General features: G+C 66.8%; 14 protein-coding genes. 13 read left to right on the top strand and 1 reads right to left on the bottom strand.

Annotated features, from left to right (window positions below):
* From CFB81_RS19325 to asd, 5 genes are all read left to right on the top strand, one after another.
* Positions 1–147 carry an entericidin A/B family lipoprotein gene (locus tag CFB81_RS19325; RefSeq protein WP_027810579.1) on the top strand — a complete coding sequence of 49 codons (147 nt, stop codon included), beginning with the start codon at positions 1–3 and terminating at the stop codon, positions 145–147.
* A gap of 68 nt (positions 148–215) precedes the next feature.
* Positions 216–866, top strand: coding sequence for a 3-isopropylmalate dehydratase small subunit (gene leuD / locus CFB81_RS19330; RefSeq protein WP_011548097.1), 651 nt, complete (start codon positions 216–218; stop codon positions 864–866).
* A 77-nt stretch (positions 867–943) separates the two neighbouring features.
* On the top strand, positions 944–2,011 hold the full coding sequence (leuB, locus tag CFB81_RS19335; RefSeq protein WP_011548096.1) for a 3-isopropylmalate dehydrogenase: 1,068 nt from the start codon (positions 944–946) through the stop codon (positions 2,009–2,011).
* A 120-nt stretch (positions 2,012–2,131) separates the two neighbouring features.
* The gene (locus CFB81_RS19340) at positions 2,132–2,251 is read left to right on the top strand and encodes a hypothetical protein (protein WP_006756675.1); all 120 of its coding nucleotides are present in this window, start codon (positions 2,132–2,134) and stop codon (positions 2,249–2,251) included.
* Between the two features lie 85 nt (positions 2,252–2,336).
* Positions 2,337–3,458 (top strand): aspartate-semialdehyde dehydrogenase, encoded by a 1,122-nt coding sequence (gene asd / locus CFB81_RS19345; RefSeq protein ID WP_069618461.1) that lies wholly within the window; start codon positions 2,337–2,339, stop codon positions 3,456–3,458.
* 97 nt (positions 3,459–3,555) lie between these two features.
* Here the strand turns inward: asd and flgE are convergent, their stop codons facing one another.
* The gene (gene flgE / locus CFB81_RS19350) at positions 3,556–4,800 is read right to left on the bottom strand and encodes a flagellar hook protein FlgE (RefSeq protein ID WP_089436201.1); all 1,245 of its coding nucleotides are present in this window, start codon (positions 4,798–4,800) and stop codon (positions 3,556–3,558) included.
* An 808-nt stretch (positions 4,801–5,608) separates the two neighbouring features.
* Between flgE and CFB81_RS19355 the strand changes: the two genes are divergently transcribed.
* From CFB81_RS19355 to folC, 8 genes are all read left to right on the top strand, one after another.
* Positions 5,609–7,726 carry a FimV/HubP family polar landmark protein gene (locus CFB81_RS19355; protein WP_089436202.1) on the top strand — a complete coding sequence of 706 codons (2,118 nt, stop codon included), beginning with the start codon at positions 5,609–5,611 and terminating at the stop codon, positions 7,724–7,726.
* Positions 7,726–8,538, top strand: a complete 813-nt coding sequence (truA, locus tag CFB81_RS19360; protein ID WP_179236008.1) for a tRNA pseudouridine(38-40) synthase TruA — start codon at positions 7,726–7,728, stop codon at positions 8,536–8,538. The genes CFB81_RS19355 and truA overlap by 1 nt, the downstream gene beginning before the upstream one ends.
* Positions 8,535–9,236, top strand: coding sequence for a phosphoribosylanthranilate isomerase (locus tag CFB81_RS19365; protein ID WP_089436204.1), 702 nt, complete (start codon positions 8,535–8,537; stop codon positions 9,234–9,236). The genes truA and CFB81_RS19365 overlap by 4 nt, the downstream gene beginning before the upstream one ends.
* A 55-nt stretch (positions 9,237–9,291) precedes the next feature.
* Positions 9,292–10,485: a tryptophan synthase subunit beta gene (gene trpB, locus CFB81_RS19370; RefSeq protein WP_089436205.1), complete on the top strand. Its 1,194-nt coding sequence runs from the start codon at positions 9,292–9,294 to the stop codon at positions 10,483–10,485.
* 9 nt (positions 10,486–10,494) lie between these two features.
* A complete protein-coding gene (locus CFB81_RS19375; protein WP_089436206.1) occupies positions 10,495–11,346 on the top strand; it encodes a site-specific DNA-methyltransferase in 852 nt (283 codons plus the stop codon).
* 90 nt (positions 11,347–11,436) lie between these two features.
* The gene (gene trpA / locus CFB81_RS19380) at positions 11,437–12,252 is read left to right on the top strand and encodes a tryptophan synthase subunit alpha (protein ID WP_089436207.1); all 816 of its coding nucleotides are present in this window, start codon (positions 11,437–11,439) and stop codon (positions 12,250–12,252) included.
* Between the two features lie 64 nt (positions 12,253–12,316).
* Positions 12,317–13,189, top strand: coding sequence for an acetyl-CoA carboxylase, carboxyltransferase subunit beta (gene accD, locus CFB81_RS19385; RefSeq protein ID WP_009691548.1), 873 nt, complete (start codon positions 12,317–12,319; stop codon positions 13,187–13,189).
* Between the two features lie 99 nt (positions 13,190–13,288).
* Positions 13,289–14,599, top strand: a complete 1,311-nt coding sequence (folC, locus tag CFB81_RS19390; RefSeq protein ID WP_069618453.1) for a bifunctional tetrahydrofolate synthase/dihydrofolate synthase — start codon at positions 13,289–13,291, stop codon at positions 14,597–14,599.
* Positions 14,600–14,623: the final 24 nt, after the last annotated feature.

Raw genomic sequence — 14,623 nt, forward strand, 5'->3', positions numbered from 1 at the left:
GTGACGGCATCGAAGGTCATCGCGCGGCTGGTTGCCGTGCTGGCGCTGGCCGGGTTGGGCTTCGGCCTGGCCGGCTGCAATACCGTCCGAGGCTTCGGGGAAGACGTCAACGCCGCCGGCAGCGCGCTGAAGCGCGCCGCGGAGTGACGTTTCCCGCCGAGAATTTGTCGATGTGCGCCGGCTGACAGCCGGCCCTTCAACCGGATAGACGGATCATGGAAAAATTCACTGTACATACCGGCGTCGTGGCGCCGCTCGATCGCGAGAACGTCGACACCGACGCGATCATCCCGAAGCAGTTCCTGAAGTCGATCAAGCGCACGGGCTTCGGTCCGAACGCGTTCGACGAGTGGCGCTATCTCGATCACGGCGAGCCGGGCCAGGACAACTCGAAGCGCCCGCTTAACCCGGACTTCGTGCTGAACCAGCCGCGCTACCAGGGCGCATCGGTGCTGCTCGCCCGCAAGAACTTCGGCTGCGGCAGCTCGCGCGAGCACGCGCCGTGGGCGCTGCAGCAATACGGCTTCCGCGCGATCATCGCGCCGAGCTTCGCGGACATCTTCTTCAACAACTGCTACAAGAACGGTCTGCTGCCGATCGTGCTGACCGAGCAGCAGGTCGATCACCTGTTCAACGAGACGGTCGCGTTCAACGGCTTTCAACTGACGATCGATCTCGACGCGCAGGTCGTGCGCGCGGGCGACGGCCGCGAGTATCCGTTCGAGATCGCCGCGTTTCGCAAGTACTGCCTGCTGAACGGTTTCGACGACATCGGCCTCACGCTGCGCCACGCGGACAAGATTCGCCAGTTCGAGGCAGAGCGGCTCGTGAAGCAGCCTTGGCTCAACACCAAGCTGGTCGGCTGACATCGCCTTCGGGGCGGGCGCGCTTTGCGCGCTCGCCGGCCTGCCTCCATCACACTCTACCCAGTCAGGAATTTCGCATGAAGATTGCAGTGCTGCCCGGCGACGGCATCGGTCCGGAAATCGTCAATGAAGCGGTGAAGGTGCTGAACGCACTCGACGAGAAGTTCGAACTCGAACAGGCGCCGGTCGGCGGCGCGGGCTACGAGGCGAGCGGCCATCCGCTGCCCGACGCGACGCTGGCGCTCGCGAAGCAGGCCGATGCGATCCTGTTCGGCGCGGTCGGCGACTGGAAGTACGACTCGCTGGAACGCGCGCTGCGCCCCGAGCAGGCGATCCTCGGGCTGCGCAAGCACCTCGAGCTGTTCGCGAATTTCCGTCCGGCGATCTGCTATCCGCAACTCGTCGATGCATCGCCGTTGAAGCCGGAGCTGGTCGCGGGCCTCGACATCCTGATCGTGCGCGAACTGAACGGCGACATCTACTTCGGCCAGCCGCGCGGCGTGCGCGCGGCGCCGGACGGCCCGTTCGCCGGCGAGCGCGAAGGCTTCGACACGATGCGCTATTCGGAGCCGGAAGTGCGCCGCATCGCGCACGTCGCGTTCCAGGCCGCGCAAAAGCGCGCGAAGAAGCTGCTGTCGGTCGACAAGTCGAACGTGCTGGAGACGTCGCAGTTCTGGCGCGACATCATGATCGACGTATCGAAGGAGTACGCGGACGTCGAGCTGTCGCACATGTACGTCGACAACGCGGCGATGCAGCTCGCGAAGGCGCCGAAGCAGTTCGACGTGATCGTCACCGGCAACATGTTCGGCGACATCCTGTCGGACGAAGCGTCGATGCTGACGGGCTCGATCGGCATGCTGCCGTCGGCGTCGCTCGACAAGCACAACAAGGGCCTGTACGAGCCGTCGCACGGTTCGGCGCCGGACATCGCGGGCAAGGGCATCGCGAACCCGCTCGCGACGATCCTGTCGGCCGCGATGCTGCTGCGCTACTCGCTGAATCGCGCCGAGCAGGCCGATCGCATCGAGCGCGCGGTGAAAACGGTGCTCGAACAGGGCTACCGCACCGGCGACATCGCGACGCCGGGCTGCAAGCAGGTCGGCACGGCCGCGATGGGCGATGCGGTGGTCGCCGCGCTGTAAGCGCGTCGCAATGAAGTGCGGTAATTAATGTGGAAAAGGGCGCGAACGGGCCGGAAAAATCGGCCGGTTCGCGCACGGTTGGCCGTTGTGCGGGCCACCGGCTTTGTGTAGACTCGAACGATGGCGCTGATTTCCCTGATCTCCCCGGTCCTGAAACTCCACGGCAACACTGCCCGTGCGGGTGCGCGCGCCATCGTCATCACGAAAACCATTACCACGAAAACGATCATTAAACGCTGATCGCCGTCGTGCCCGCCTGTTTCCCCGCGCGGTCACGCGGGGACGGAAATGGCGGGGAAGCTCCATTCAAAGCAAAGGGTTAGTCATGAACGTAGGTCTCGTAGGTTGGCGCGGCATGGTCGGCAGCGTCCTGATGCAGCGCATGCAGGAAGAGGGCGATTTCGACCTGATCGAACCGGTGTTCTTCAGCACCAGCAACACGGGCGGCAAGGCGCCGTCGTTCGCGAAAAACGAGACTACGCTCAAGGACGCGACCAACGTCGACGAGCTGAAGAAGTGCGACGTGATCATCACGTGCCAGGGCGGCGACTACACGAACGACGTGTTCCCGAAGCTGCGCGCGGCCGGCTGGAACGGCTACTGGATCGACGCGGCATCGTCGCTGCGGATGCAGGACGACGCGGTCATCATCCTCGATCCGGTCAACCTCGACGTGATCAAGGACGCGCTCGTCAAGGGCACGAAGAACTTCATCGGCGGCAACTGCACGGTCAGCCTGATGCTGATGGCGCTCGGCGGCCTGTTCCGCGAGAACCTCGTCGACTGGATCACCGCGATGACCTACCAGGCCGCATCGGGCGCGGGCGCGCAGAACATGCGCGAGCTGCTGTCGCAAATGGGCACGCTGAACGGCGCGGTGCAGGAACAGCTCGCCGATCCGGCTTCCGCGATCCTCGACATCGACCGCCGCGTGCTGGCCGCGATGAACAGCGACGCGATGCCGACGAGCCACTTCGGCGTGCCGCTCGCCGGCTCGCTGATTCCGTGGATCGACAAGGATCTCGGCAACGGGATGTCGAAGGAAGAGTGGAAGGGCGGCGCGGAAACCAACAAGATCCTCGGCAAGCCGGCGATGGGCGAGCCGGGTTCGATCCCGGTCGACGGCCTGTGCGTGCGGATCGGCGCGATGCGCTGCCACTCGCAGGCGTTGACGATCAAGCTGAAGAAGGACGTGCCGCTCGACGAGATCAACGGCATCCTCGCGTCGGCGAACGACTGGGTGAAGGTCGTGCCGAACGAGCGTGAAGCGTCGATGCGCGACCTGTCGCCAGCGAAGATCACCGGCACGCTGACGGTGCCGGTCGGCCGCCTGCGCAAGCTCGCGATGGGCGGCGAATACCTGTCGGCGTTCACGGTCGGCGATCAGCTGCTGTGGGGCGCGGCCGAGCCGCTGCGCCGCATGCTGCGCATCCTGCTCGACAAGTAAGCACGCCGGCTGTCCGGCCCGCGGGCCGGGCCGCACGATACGACGCGCCGCGTCGGCCTTGAGATTCAGGGCTGGCGCGGCGCGTTTTTCATGTGGTTCAGCGCAGGTTCAGCAGCGTCTGGTCGACGGCCTGCTGGGTCTTGATCGTTTGCGCATTCGCCTGGTAATTGCGCTGCGCCGTGATCAGGTTCACGAGCTCGGTCGTCAGGTTGACGTTCGAGTTTTCCAGTGCGCTGCCCTGCAGCGTGCCGTGATTCGTACTGCCCGGTGCGGAGATCTGCGGCACGCCCGACGCGGCCGTTTCCGCATACTGGTTGCCGCCGATGTTCACGAGCCCGTTCGGGTTGTTGAAGTTCGCGAGCGCGATCAGGCCGAGCACCGCGCTCTGGCCGTTCGAGTAATTGCCGGTCAGCTTGCCGTCGGTGCCGATCGAGAACGTCGTCAGCGTACCGCTCGCGAAGCCGTCCTGCCCGAGGTTGTTCACGCCGTCCTTGCCGCCATACTGGGTCGTGCCGCCCAGGTCGAGCGTCAGGTTCTGCGGATTCGCGCCGCCCGTCGTATTCGGGATCGAGAACGCGAACTGGCCCAGGCTCGGGGTCGGCTGGCCGGTCGCGGCCGACGTCGTCGAGCTGATCCGGCCCGATGCGTCGAACGTGACGGTGCCGAGATTCGTCGGCGTCTGGCCCTGCGCGCCCGCGTAGGCGTGCCACGTGCCGGCCGCCGACTTCACGAAGTACATGTTGACCGGTTGCGAACCGCCGAGCGAGTCGTAGACCTGGATCGATGTGTTGTAGTTGTACGTCGTGTTGTCGGTCGCGTTGAACGGCGTCTTGGCCGGCACCTTGTCCTGCGCGTTCAGGTTGAACTGGCCGGTGATCCTGTTCGTCGCGCGCGGCGCGATGTTGCTGGTCGGCGCCTGCAGCGGCACGGTCTGCGCGGTGTTGATCACGCCGCCGGCGCCTGCCGCATAACCCATCAGGTTGCGGCCTTGCGCGTCGACGATCGCGCCGTTCCTGTCGCGGTGGAACGTGCCGTCGCGCGAGTACGTGGTCACGCCGTTGCTCGACATCTGGAAGAAGCCGTTGCCGTTGATCGCGACGTCGAGCGACGACTTCGTCGAATTGATCGTTCCCTGGCTGAAATGCTGCTGCACCGACGCGAGCCGCGTCCCGATGCCGATCTGCGTGTTGACCCACGTCGCGACCGAATTCGCGTACATGTCGGCGAAGTTTGCACGCCCCTGCTTGAAGCCGACCGTGTTTGCGTTCGCGATGTTGTTGCCGATGACGTCGAGATTGCTCGACGCGCCGGCCAACCCGCTCAAACCCTGTTGATAGCCCATGTTCGTCCCCGTAACGAGCTGGTGAGTGATGCAGTCGTGCGACTGCGCGATGGCCCTCCGGTACTTCACGGCATCAGCCCGGTCGCGCGCTCCCGTCTTTCCGGCATGGGCGAGCGCGACGTCGAAATGTGCCGATTCGTGTTTGAAGGCGATCGTATCGACGGCAGTTACAGGGTCTGTGTAATTTTGTGTAATGTAATTGAATTGATGCAGAAATAATGGCTTTTGTATGAGCAATGAAGCGAGCGACAGGCGGTCAAAGCCTTACGGGGTGGGGCTTTGGTGATGTGGATTTTCATTTCTCTGATAAGAGAGGGATATTGCCTTCTTATCGGGGAATTGGAATCAATTGGAGCGGAATGGGTGGCCGGTCAGCATGCGTTTTGATTTTCCGGCTATTAATTCATTAACGGCGGGCGGGATGGATTGTTGACGGAGTGCTTGCGATTCTGGCGCCGTGATCCTGCGCCGACGCCCGCTGAGCGCCAGAAAGCCGCGTCATTCGAGCGGGGCGAGCGGCCGCCGCCGCCGGCTTTCAACTGCGGCATGCAGGTTCGTTTGGCCGATCGGATGCATCGGCTGCGGGCAGGCGGACCCCCGCGATACGAGCGCCCGCTCGGGCCCCGTGACAGCTGTCGGCGACGAATTCGGCCGGAACCCGATCGTGTGAAGTAAACTACGCGGTTACGACGCACAGACCCGCCGAAAGCGTCGCGTTCCGCGCGACGCTTTTGCATTTCTGCAGCACTTTATTGACGCTTCCAACCGCGAATCCGAGCCGCGCCCGTGCGCGGCGATAGAGCCAACGATGTCCCGAATTTCCTTGTTTCCGCGCCAGTCCCGTCTGTCGCGCGCCGTGCGTGGCGCGCTGGCGATCCTGGCGCTCGGCGCAGCCGCATCGGTGTGGGCAGTCGGCGTCGGCGATCTGCCGGCATCCGCTGTCGGCGCCGCCGCACCGCTTACCGTGACGGTCCAGCCGGGCCAGTCGTTGAACGACATCGCGAAAGCGGCCACGCAATCGCACGATCCGGCCGTGCTCGCGCGCGCCGCTCGCGCGCTATTCGACGCCAATCCGCAGGCGTTCATGAAGCGCGACGCGAGTCGTTTGAAGGTCGGCGCGACGCTGACGGTGCCCGCGCTCGACGCAACCGGCGTGGCGCTCGCGCCGGCCGGTGCATCCGCCGCGTCCGGTACGGCAGCCGCGTCCGCGCCCGTCGTCGCATCGGGCGGGTCGGCGATCGCGCAGTACGGCGCATCCGCGCCGCATCCCGGTTCGGCCGTGCAACCCGCGCCGGTGGCGCCGGCCGTGCATGCGGCTCCGGTGAGCGGCGCGAGTGCCGCGACGGCGGCGGGGGCGTCGGCTTCGGTCGGTGCTTCGGCTTCGAGCGGGGCGTCCGCCGCCCATGGCGCGTCGTCTGTCGACAGCACGCAGCCGGCGGCGCCCACGGGCGGTGCGAGCGGTCCGCATGTATGGAGCGGTGCGATCCAGGCGGCGCCGTCGTCCGCGAGCGAGGCCACGGCGCAGTCGGTGCCGGGCAACCCGGTTTCCGGCGTGCGCGAGCCGGCCGGCGCAGCGCCCGCCGCGGGTGCGTCGCAGCCGCGGCCGTCGAGCCTGCAGCAATTGCTCGCGTTGAAGAACCGTGTGCTGATGGAGTTGCAGAAGCACGGCATCGGCAAGCCGGCGACGACCGGCATCGCGCCTGCTCCGGCGCCTGCCGCGCCGCGTGCGGCCGCGAATGACGCGGGTGCATCGGCCGCCGCATCGACGGCGGACGAAGCCGCGTCGGGTGCGGCAGCCAGTGCGCCGCAATCGGCATCGGCTTCCGTGCAATCGGTCGCACCCGTCGCGACCCCGGCACGTCGTACCGAACAGATGGACTGGCGCCCGGCCGCCGCGGCCGGCGCTGCCGTGATCGTGCTCGCTGCCGGTTTCGTATGGCGCAAGCGCCGGAAGGGGCGCCGCGCGGATGAGGCGGGTGCTGCTGCGACTGTGGCCGCAGCAGGCGGCGACGCGGCGGGAGAAGCGAAAGCCGCGCCGTCCGTCGAGCGCGAACTGCCGATCACGCCCGAGATGCCGATCGCACGCGATGCCGCGTCCGACATGAATCTGGTCGCGGCGACTGCCGCCGCGGCGGAGACGATCGAGCCGCCCGCAGCGGATACGTCGCCCGCGCCGGAAATGACGGCGCCGCGCGTCGAGTCGCCCGAATTGCCGCCTGCTGATACTGTCGCGCCGGCCACGAACGACGCGACTCCGGTTCCGGCCGAGGCTTCGCACGAAGCAGAACCGGCGGAAGAACCCTCTGCCACCGACAAGCCGGCCGAGCCGACCGTCGCACCTGCCGCGCCTTCGAGCGCCGAAGCCCAGCATGCAGCACTGATGCAGAACGCGATCAGCGCGCTCAACAGTCTCGACATGCCGTTGCCGCCGCGGACGGCGGATGAGCCGTCGTCGACGGCGGAGGAACCGTCTGCGCGCACACCGCAGTCCGACGTCGAAGAAATTGCAACTAACGGTCAATCCGCCCAACACCCGCCGGTGGGTTCGGCTGAAACGACGGCGGAACATCCGGCCGACCAGGACGACGAGTTCGACTGGGATCCGGACGCGGCGACGCCGGCCGGCCAGGCCGGCAGCCCGCCTGCGACGTCGTCGCTGCCGCCGCTCGGCGGCGCGCAGTTCGGCGCGCTGAAGCTCGACTTCGATCTCGACCTGCCGTCCACGCCGGGCGCCGCGCTGCCTGCGCTCACCGCGGACGAGCTCGCGCGCATCGCCCGCAACAAGCTCGACCTCGCGACCGAATACGTCGAACTGGGCGATCTGGCCGGCGCGCGGACGCTGCTGCAGGAAGTGATCGACGCGAACGACGCCGCGACGCGCGACGACGCCCGCGCGTTGCTCGCGAAACTGGCGGACGAGGCGTGATGCGGATCGCGCTGGGCATCCAGTACGACGGCGCGGCGTTCTGCGGCTGGCAGGCGCAGCCGCACGGCAAGACCGTGCAGGACCGGCTCGAACATGCGCTGGCCGAGTTCGCGCGGGTGCCGCTGCACACGACGGTGGCCGGGCGGACCGATACCGGCGTGCACGGGCTCGGGCAGGTCGTGCATTTCGACACGGACCTCGAGCGCGAGGTGTTCTCGTGGGTGCGCGGCACTAACGCGTTCCTGCCGCCGACCGTGTCGGTGCAGTGGGCGAAGCCGATGCCGGACACGTTCCATGCGCGCTTCTCGGCGTTCGAGCGCACCTATTACTACGCGCTGTACGTGCACCCGGTGCGTTCGCCGATGCTGGCCGGGCGCGCGGGCTGGATCCATACGCCCCTCGACGACGATGCGATGCGCGTTGCCGCCGCGCATCTGATCGGCGAGCACGATTTTTCGTCGTTCCGGTCGTCGGAATGCCAGTCGAAGACGCCGGTCAAACACCTGTATCAGATCGACGTGCGGCGGGTGGGGCATTTCATCCATTTCCGCTTCCGCGCGAACGCGTTCCTGCATCACATGGTGCGCAACCTGATGGGCTGCCTCGTCGCGGTCGGGCGGGGCCGCTATCCGGCCGACTGGCTCGCCGACGTGCTGGCCGGCCGTGACCGCAACCTCGCGGCCCCGACGTTCATGGCCGACGGGCTGTACCTCGCCCACGTCGGCTACCCGACGGAATTCGCCGTCCCGCCCGCGCAGCTCGGCAGCGTGCCGTGGAGCAGCGTCTGGGCGGATCTGGACCCACAACCATGACGGAGCACGCCGTGTCTTCTTCGACTTCCGCCGCGGCCGGCCTGCCGCCGCGCACGCGCATCAAGCTGTGCGGGCTGTCGCGCCCCGAGGACGTGCTGCATGCGGCCGCGCTCGGCGCCGATGCGATCGGCCTCGTGTTCTACCCGAAGAGCCCGCGCGCGGTGACGATCGCACAGGCGGCCGAGCTGGCGAGCCTCGCGCCGCCGTTCGTGTCGGTGGTCGGGCTGTTCGTGAATGCGACCGAAGCCGAGATCGAGGCCGTCGTGCGCGACGTGCCGCTCACGATGCTGCAGCTCCATGGCGACGAGACGCCGGCGCAGTGCGACGCGCTCGGCCGCGCGGCACGGCTGCCGTGGTTGCGCGCGGTGCGCGTCGGCCCCTCGACGCAGCGTGCCGATTTGGTAGAATCGGCTCTTCATTATTCGAAAGCGCGCGGCCTCCTGTTCGACACCTTGGTGCCGGATTACGGCGGTAGCGGCAAGGTCTTCGATTGGTCTCTTATTCCCGCAGAGCTCGCGCGTCGGGCCGTTTTGAGTGGTGGCTTGAACGCGCAAAACGTCGGTGATGCGATCCGCCAGCTGCGTCCGTTTGCTGTCGATGTCTCGAGTGGCATCGAAGTGGAGGGCGCGAAGGGCGTGAAGGATCACGCCCGGATGGCGGCGTTCGTGCGCGCGGTGCGCGAAGCGGACGCCGGGTGATGCAAGCCGGTGCGGCCTGACAAGCGGGGCGCACCGACCGATCGAGAGAGACACCATGTACAACCTTCCTGACGATCGCGGCCACTTCGGCCCGTATGGCGGCGTGTTCGTCGCCGAGACGCTGATTCACGCGCTGGACGAACTGCGCGCGGCGTATGAAAAGTTCCAGAACGATCCCGACTTCGTTGCCGAATTCGAGCGCGAGCTGAAGTATTTCGTCGGCCGCCCGTCGCCGATCTATCACGCGCAGCGCTGGAGCGAGATGCTCGGCGGCGCGCAGATCTACCTGAAGCGCGAAGACCTGAACCACACGGGCGCGCACAAGATCAACAACGTGATCGGCCAGGCGCTGCTCGCGAAGCGCATGGGCAAGAAGCGCGTGATCGCGGAAACGGGCGCCGGCCAGCACGGCGTCGCGACCGCGACGATCTGCGCGCGCTTCGGGATGGAGTGCGTCGTCTACATGGGTTCGGAGGACGTGCGCCGGCAGGCCGCGAACGTCTACCGGATGAAGCTGCTGGGCGCTACGGTCGTGCCGGTCGAATCGGGTTCGCGCACGCTGAAGGACGCGCTGAACGAAGCGATGCGCGACTGGGTCACGAACATCGAAAGCACGTTCTACATCATCGGCACGGTCGCGGGCCCGCACCCGTACCCGATGATGGTGCGCGACTTCCAGCGCGTGATCGGCGACGAGTGCAAGGTGCAGATGCCGGAACTCGCCGGCCGCCAGCCGGACGCGGTGATCGCGTGCGTCGGCGGCGGGTCGAACGCGATGGGCATTTTCTATCCGTACATCGACGATGCGTCGGTGCAGCTGATCGGCGTCGAAGCGGCCGGCGACGGCCTCGACACGGGCCATCACGCGGCCTCGCTGATCGCCGGCAGCCCGGGCGTGCTGCACGGCAACCGCACGTACCTGCTGCAGGACGACAACGGCCAGATCATCGAGACGCATTCGGTATCGGCGGGACTCGACTACCCGGGCGTCGGCCCCGAGCACGCATGGCTGAAGGACAGCGGCCGCGCGCAGTACGTGCCGATCACCGACGACGAAGCGTTGAAGGCGTTCCACGACTGCTGCCGGATCGAGGGGATCATCCCCGCGCTCGAGTCGAGCCACGCGATCGCATATGGCGTGAAGCTCGCGCCGACGTTGCCGAAGGACAAGATCCTGCTCGTCAACCTGTCGGGTCGCGGCGACAAGGACATGCACACGGTCGCCGAGCGATCGGGCATCGAGCTCTGACCCCGACCGATGCGTGACCTGATCGAAGAGCCGGGCGGCGGCGCCGCGAGCGACGCGGAGGCGGTTCAGCCCGCCGCTGCGGTGCCGCGCGCGCTGCCGTCCGGTATCGAGCTGCACAACCGCGATTTCCTGACCCACGCCGCGTACCTGCCGGATGCGTCGATCGACCTGATCGTCGCCGATCCGCCGTACGGGCTCGGCAAGGACTACGGCAACGATTCGGACAAGCGTTCGGGCGACGATTTCCTCGCGTGGACGCGCGCGTGGCTCGAACTCGCGATTCCGAAGCTGAAGCCGAGCGGGTCGATGTACATCTTCTGCACGTGGCAGTACGCGCCGGAAATCTTCAGTTTCCTGAAGACGCAGCTCACGATGGTCAACGAGATCATCTGGGACCGGCGCGTGCCGAGCATGGGCGGCACGACGCGCCGTTTCACGTCGGTGCACGACAACATCGGCTTTTTCGCGGTTTCGAAAGCGTATTACTTCGATCTCGATCCGGTCCGCATCCCGTACGACGCCGATACGAAGAAGGCCCGCTCGCGCAAGCTGTTCGAAGGCAGCAAGTGGCTGGAGATGGGCTACAACCCGAAGGACGTCTGGTCGGTCTCGCGCCTGCATCGGCAGCACGCGGAGCGCGTCGATCATCCGACCCAGAAGCCGCTGGAAATCATCGAGCGGATGGTGCTCGCGAGCTGCCCGCCGGGCGGCCGCGTGCTCGATCCGTTCATGGGCAGCGGCACGACCGCGGTGGCCTGCGCACGGCAGGGGCGCGACTTCGTCGGCTATGAGATCAACGAAAGCTATTGTGCGATCGCGCACGAGCGCGTGAGCGCGCTCGCCGCGCCGGCGTGCGCGTGAATCGCGCCGCCGCATCGCCGAATGCTACTTTGTATGGGATCGGAGCAAGCGCTGAAGCGCTCACTCCGATCGACATAGGAAAAAATTGCCATGTCCCGTATTCAGCAGACCTTCGCCGCACTCGCCGAACAAGGCCGTAAGGGCCTGATCCCGTTCATCACGGCCGGCGACCCCGATCCCGCGAAAACCGTCGAATTCATGCACGCGCTCGCCGCCGGCGGCGCGGACGTGATCGAACTCGGCGTGCCGTTCTCGGACCCGATGGCCGACGGCCCCGTGATCCAGCGCTCGTCGGAGCGCGCGCTCGCGCGCGGCGTCACGTTGAAGAGCGTGCTCGCCGACGTGAAGCGGTTTCGCGAGACCGATCCCAAAACGCCCGTCGTGCTGATGGGCTATGCGAACCCGATCGAACGGATGGGTGTCGATGCGTTCGCGGCCGAAGCGCACGCCGCCGGCGTCGACGGCGTGCTGGTGGTCGACTACCCGCCGGAAGAGGCGGGCATGTTTGCGGAAAAAATGCGGGCCGCGCAGATCGATCCGATCTTCCTGCTCGCGCCCACGTCGACCGACGAACGCATCGCCGACGTCGGCAAGATCGCGAGCGGCTACGTGTATTACGTGTCGCTGAAGGGCGTGACCGGCGCCGGAAATCTGGATGTTTCGAGCATTGCGGGTAAAATCCCGGCCATCAAGTCGCGCGTGCCGGTTCCGGTGGGTGTCGGCTTCGGCATCCGCGACGCCGAAACGGCGCGCGCGGTGGCCGAAGTGTCGGACGCCGTCGTGATCGGCAGCCGTCTCGTGCAACTGCTCGAGAGCGCTGCGCCGGAAGGTGCCGCCGCCGCGCTGAAGTCGTTCATCGCCGAGCTGCGCGCCGCCCTGGACGGTGCCGGCAACACGGCGCGATAAACACAACACAGGAAGCGGGAACGGGCCGGTCGGCCCGCCCCGCCACGGAACAGGAAACCATACGATGAGCTGGCTCGACAAACTGTTGCCGCCGAAGATCAAGCAGACCGACCCGAAAAGCCGCAAGGGCATTCCGGAAGGCCTGTGGGTCAAGTGCCCGTCCTGCGAGGCCGTTCTCTATCGCAACGACGTGGACGCGAACCTGCACGTGTGCCCGAAGTGCGATCACCACATGCGCATCGGCGCACGCGAGCGCCTCGACGGGCTGCTCGATCCGGAAGGCCGCTATGAAATCGGTCAGGAAATCGTCCCGGTCGACTCGCTGAAGTTCAAGGACAGCCGCAAGTACCCCGATCGTCTGAAGGAAGCAATGGACGAAACCGGCGAGACCGACGCGATGGTCGTGATGGGCGGCGCGATCCACACGCTGCCCGTCGTCGCCGCGTGCTTCGAGTTCTCGTTCATGGGCGGCTCGATGGGCTCGGTCGTCGGCGAGCGCTTCGCGCGCGGTGCGCAGAACGCGCTGGAGCAGCATGTGCCGTTCATCTGCTTCACCGCATCGGGCGGCGCACGGATGCAGGAAAGCCTGCTGTCGCTGATGCAGATGGCCAAGACCACCGCGATGCTGACCAAGCTGGCCGAAGCGAAGCTGCCGTTCATCTCGGTGCTGACCGACCCGACGATGGGCGGCGTGTCGGCGAGCTTCGCGTTCCTCGGCGACGTCGTGATCGCCGAGCCGAAGGCGCTGATCGGCTTCGCCGGCCCGCGCGTGATCGAGCAGACGGTCCGCGAGAAGCTGCCGGAAGGCTTCCAGCGCGCGGAATTCCTGCTGAAGACGGGCGCGATCGACATGATCGTCGACCGTCGCAAGATGCGCGACGAGATCGCGCAGTTGCTCGCGCTGCTGCAGCGACAGCCGGCCGACGCGCTGGCCTGACCGGCGCAAGGTTGTGACTCCGCGCGTCGCCTGGCTTCAGCGTCAGGCGGCGCGCTTCGTTTTTTGGCGTAGTGGCGGTACCGATCCAGATTTGATCCGATGAGCACTTTTCCCACTCTCGACGCGTGGCTTTCGCATCTCGAACGCGCGCACCCGGTCGGCATCGACATGGGCCTGACCCGCATCGGGCAGGTCAAGGCGGCGCTGCAGCTCGAATTCGCGTGCCCGGTGATCACCGTCGGCGGCACGAACGGCAAGGGCTCGACCTGCGCGTTCCTGGAGACGATCCTCGTGCGCGCGGGCTACAAGGTCGGCTGCCACACGTCGCCGCACCTGCTCGAATTCAACGAGCGCGCGCGCGTGAACGGGCAGAACGTGACCGACGACGAACTGCTGCCGCACTTCGAGGCCGTCGAAGCCGCGCGCACGTCGCTGCCGGAACCGGTCTCGCTCACGTATTTCGAGTTCACGACGCTCGCGATCCTGCATCTGTTCGCATCGCGCGGGCTCGACGCGGTGATCCTCGAAGTCGGCCTCGGCGGCCGGCTCGACGCGGTGAACATCATCGATACCGATTGCGCGATCGTCACGAGCATCGACATCGACCACACCGAGTACCTCGGCGATACGCGCGAGAAGATCGCGTTCGAGAAGGCCGGGATCTTCCGCGCGGGCAAGCCGGCGATCTGCGGCGATCCGGCCGCGCCGCAGACGCTGATCGACCACGCCGAAGCGATCGGCGCCGACCTGTGGCTCGTCGGCCGCGATTTCCGCTACGAGGCGCAGGCGGGTGCCGAACGCCAGCAATGGAGCTACCTCGGCCGCGAGAAGCGCTATCCGGCGCTCGCGTATCCGGCGCTGCGCGGCGCGAATCAGCTGATCAATGCGTCGGCCGCGCTCGCGGCGCTCGAGGCGCTGCGCCCGATGCTGCCGGTGTCCGCGCAGGACATCCGGCTCGGGCTGGCGAACGTCGAGCTGCCGGGGCGCTTCCAGGTGTTGCCCGGCAAGCCGGCGATCGTGCTCGACGTCGCGCACAACCCGCATGCATCGGCCGTGCTCGAGCAGAACCTCGGCAACATGGGCTTCTTCCCGTACACGTACGCGGTGTTCGGCGCGATGCACGACAAGGACATCGACGGCGTGCTGCAGCACCTGAAGGGCGAGATCGACCACTGGTGCGTGACCGACCTGCCGCTGCCGCGCGCGGCCTCGGCGGAGCAGCTCGAAGCCGCGCTGCGCAAGGCCGGCGTGGAGGACGGACCCGATTCGAGCGTGACGCGCTACGCGTCGCCCGCGGAAGCGTTTCGCGATGCACTAAAAAGAGCATCCGAGAATGATAGAATCGTGGTTTTCGGCAGTTTCCATACGGTTGCCGGCGTGCTGGCCTACCGTAAATCGCAGCAACACTGACTGACGGGCAGTTTCGGACTCAGC

The organism is Burkholderia sp. AU28863 (genome assembly GCF_002223195.1).
GTDB classification, from domain to species: domain Bacteria; phylum Pseudomonadota; class Gammaproteobacteria; order Burkholderiales; family Burkholderiaceae; genus Burkholderia; species Burkholderia sola.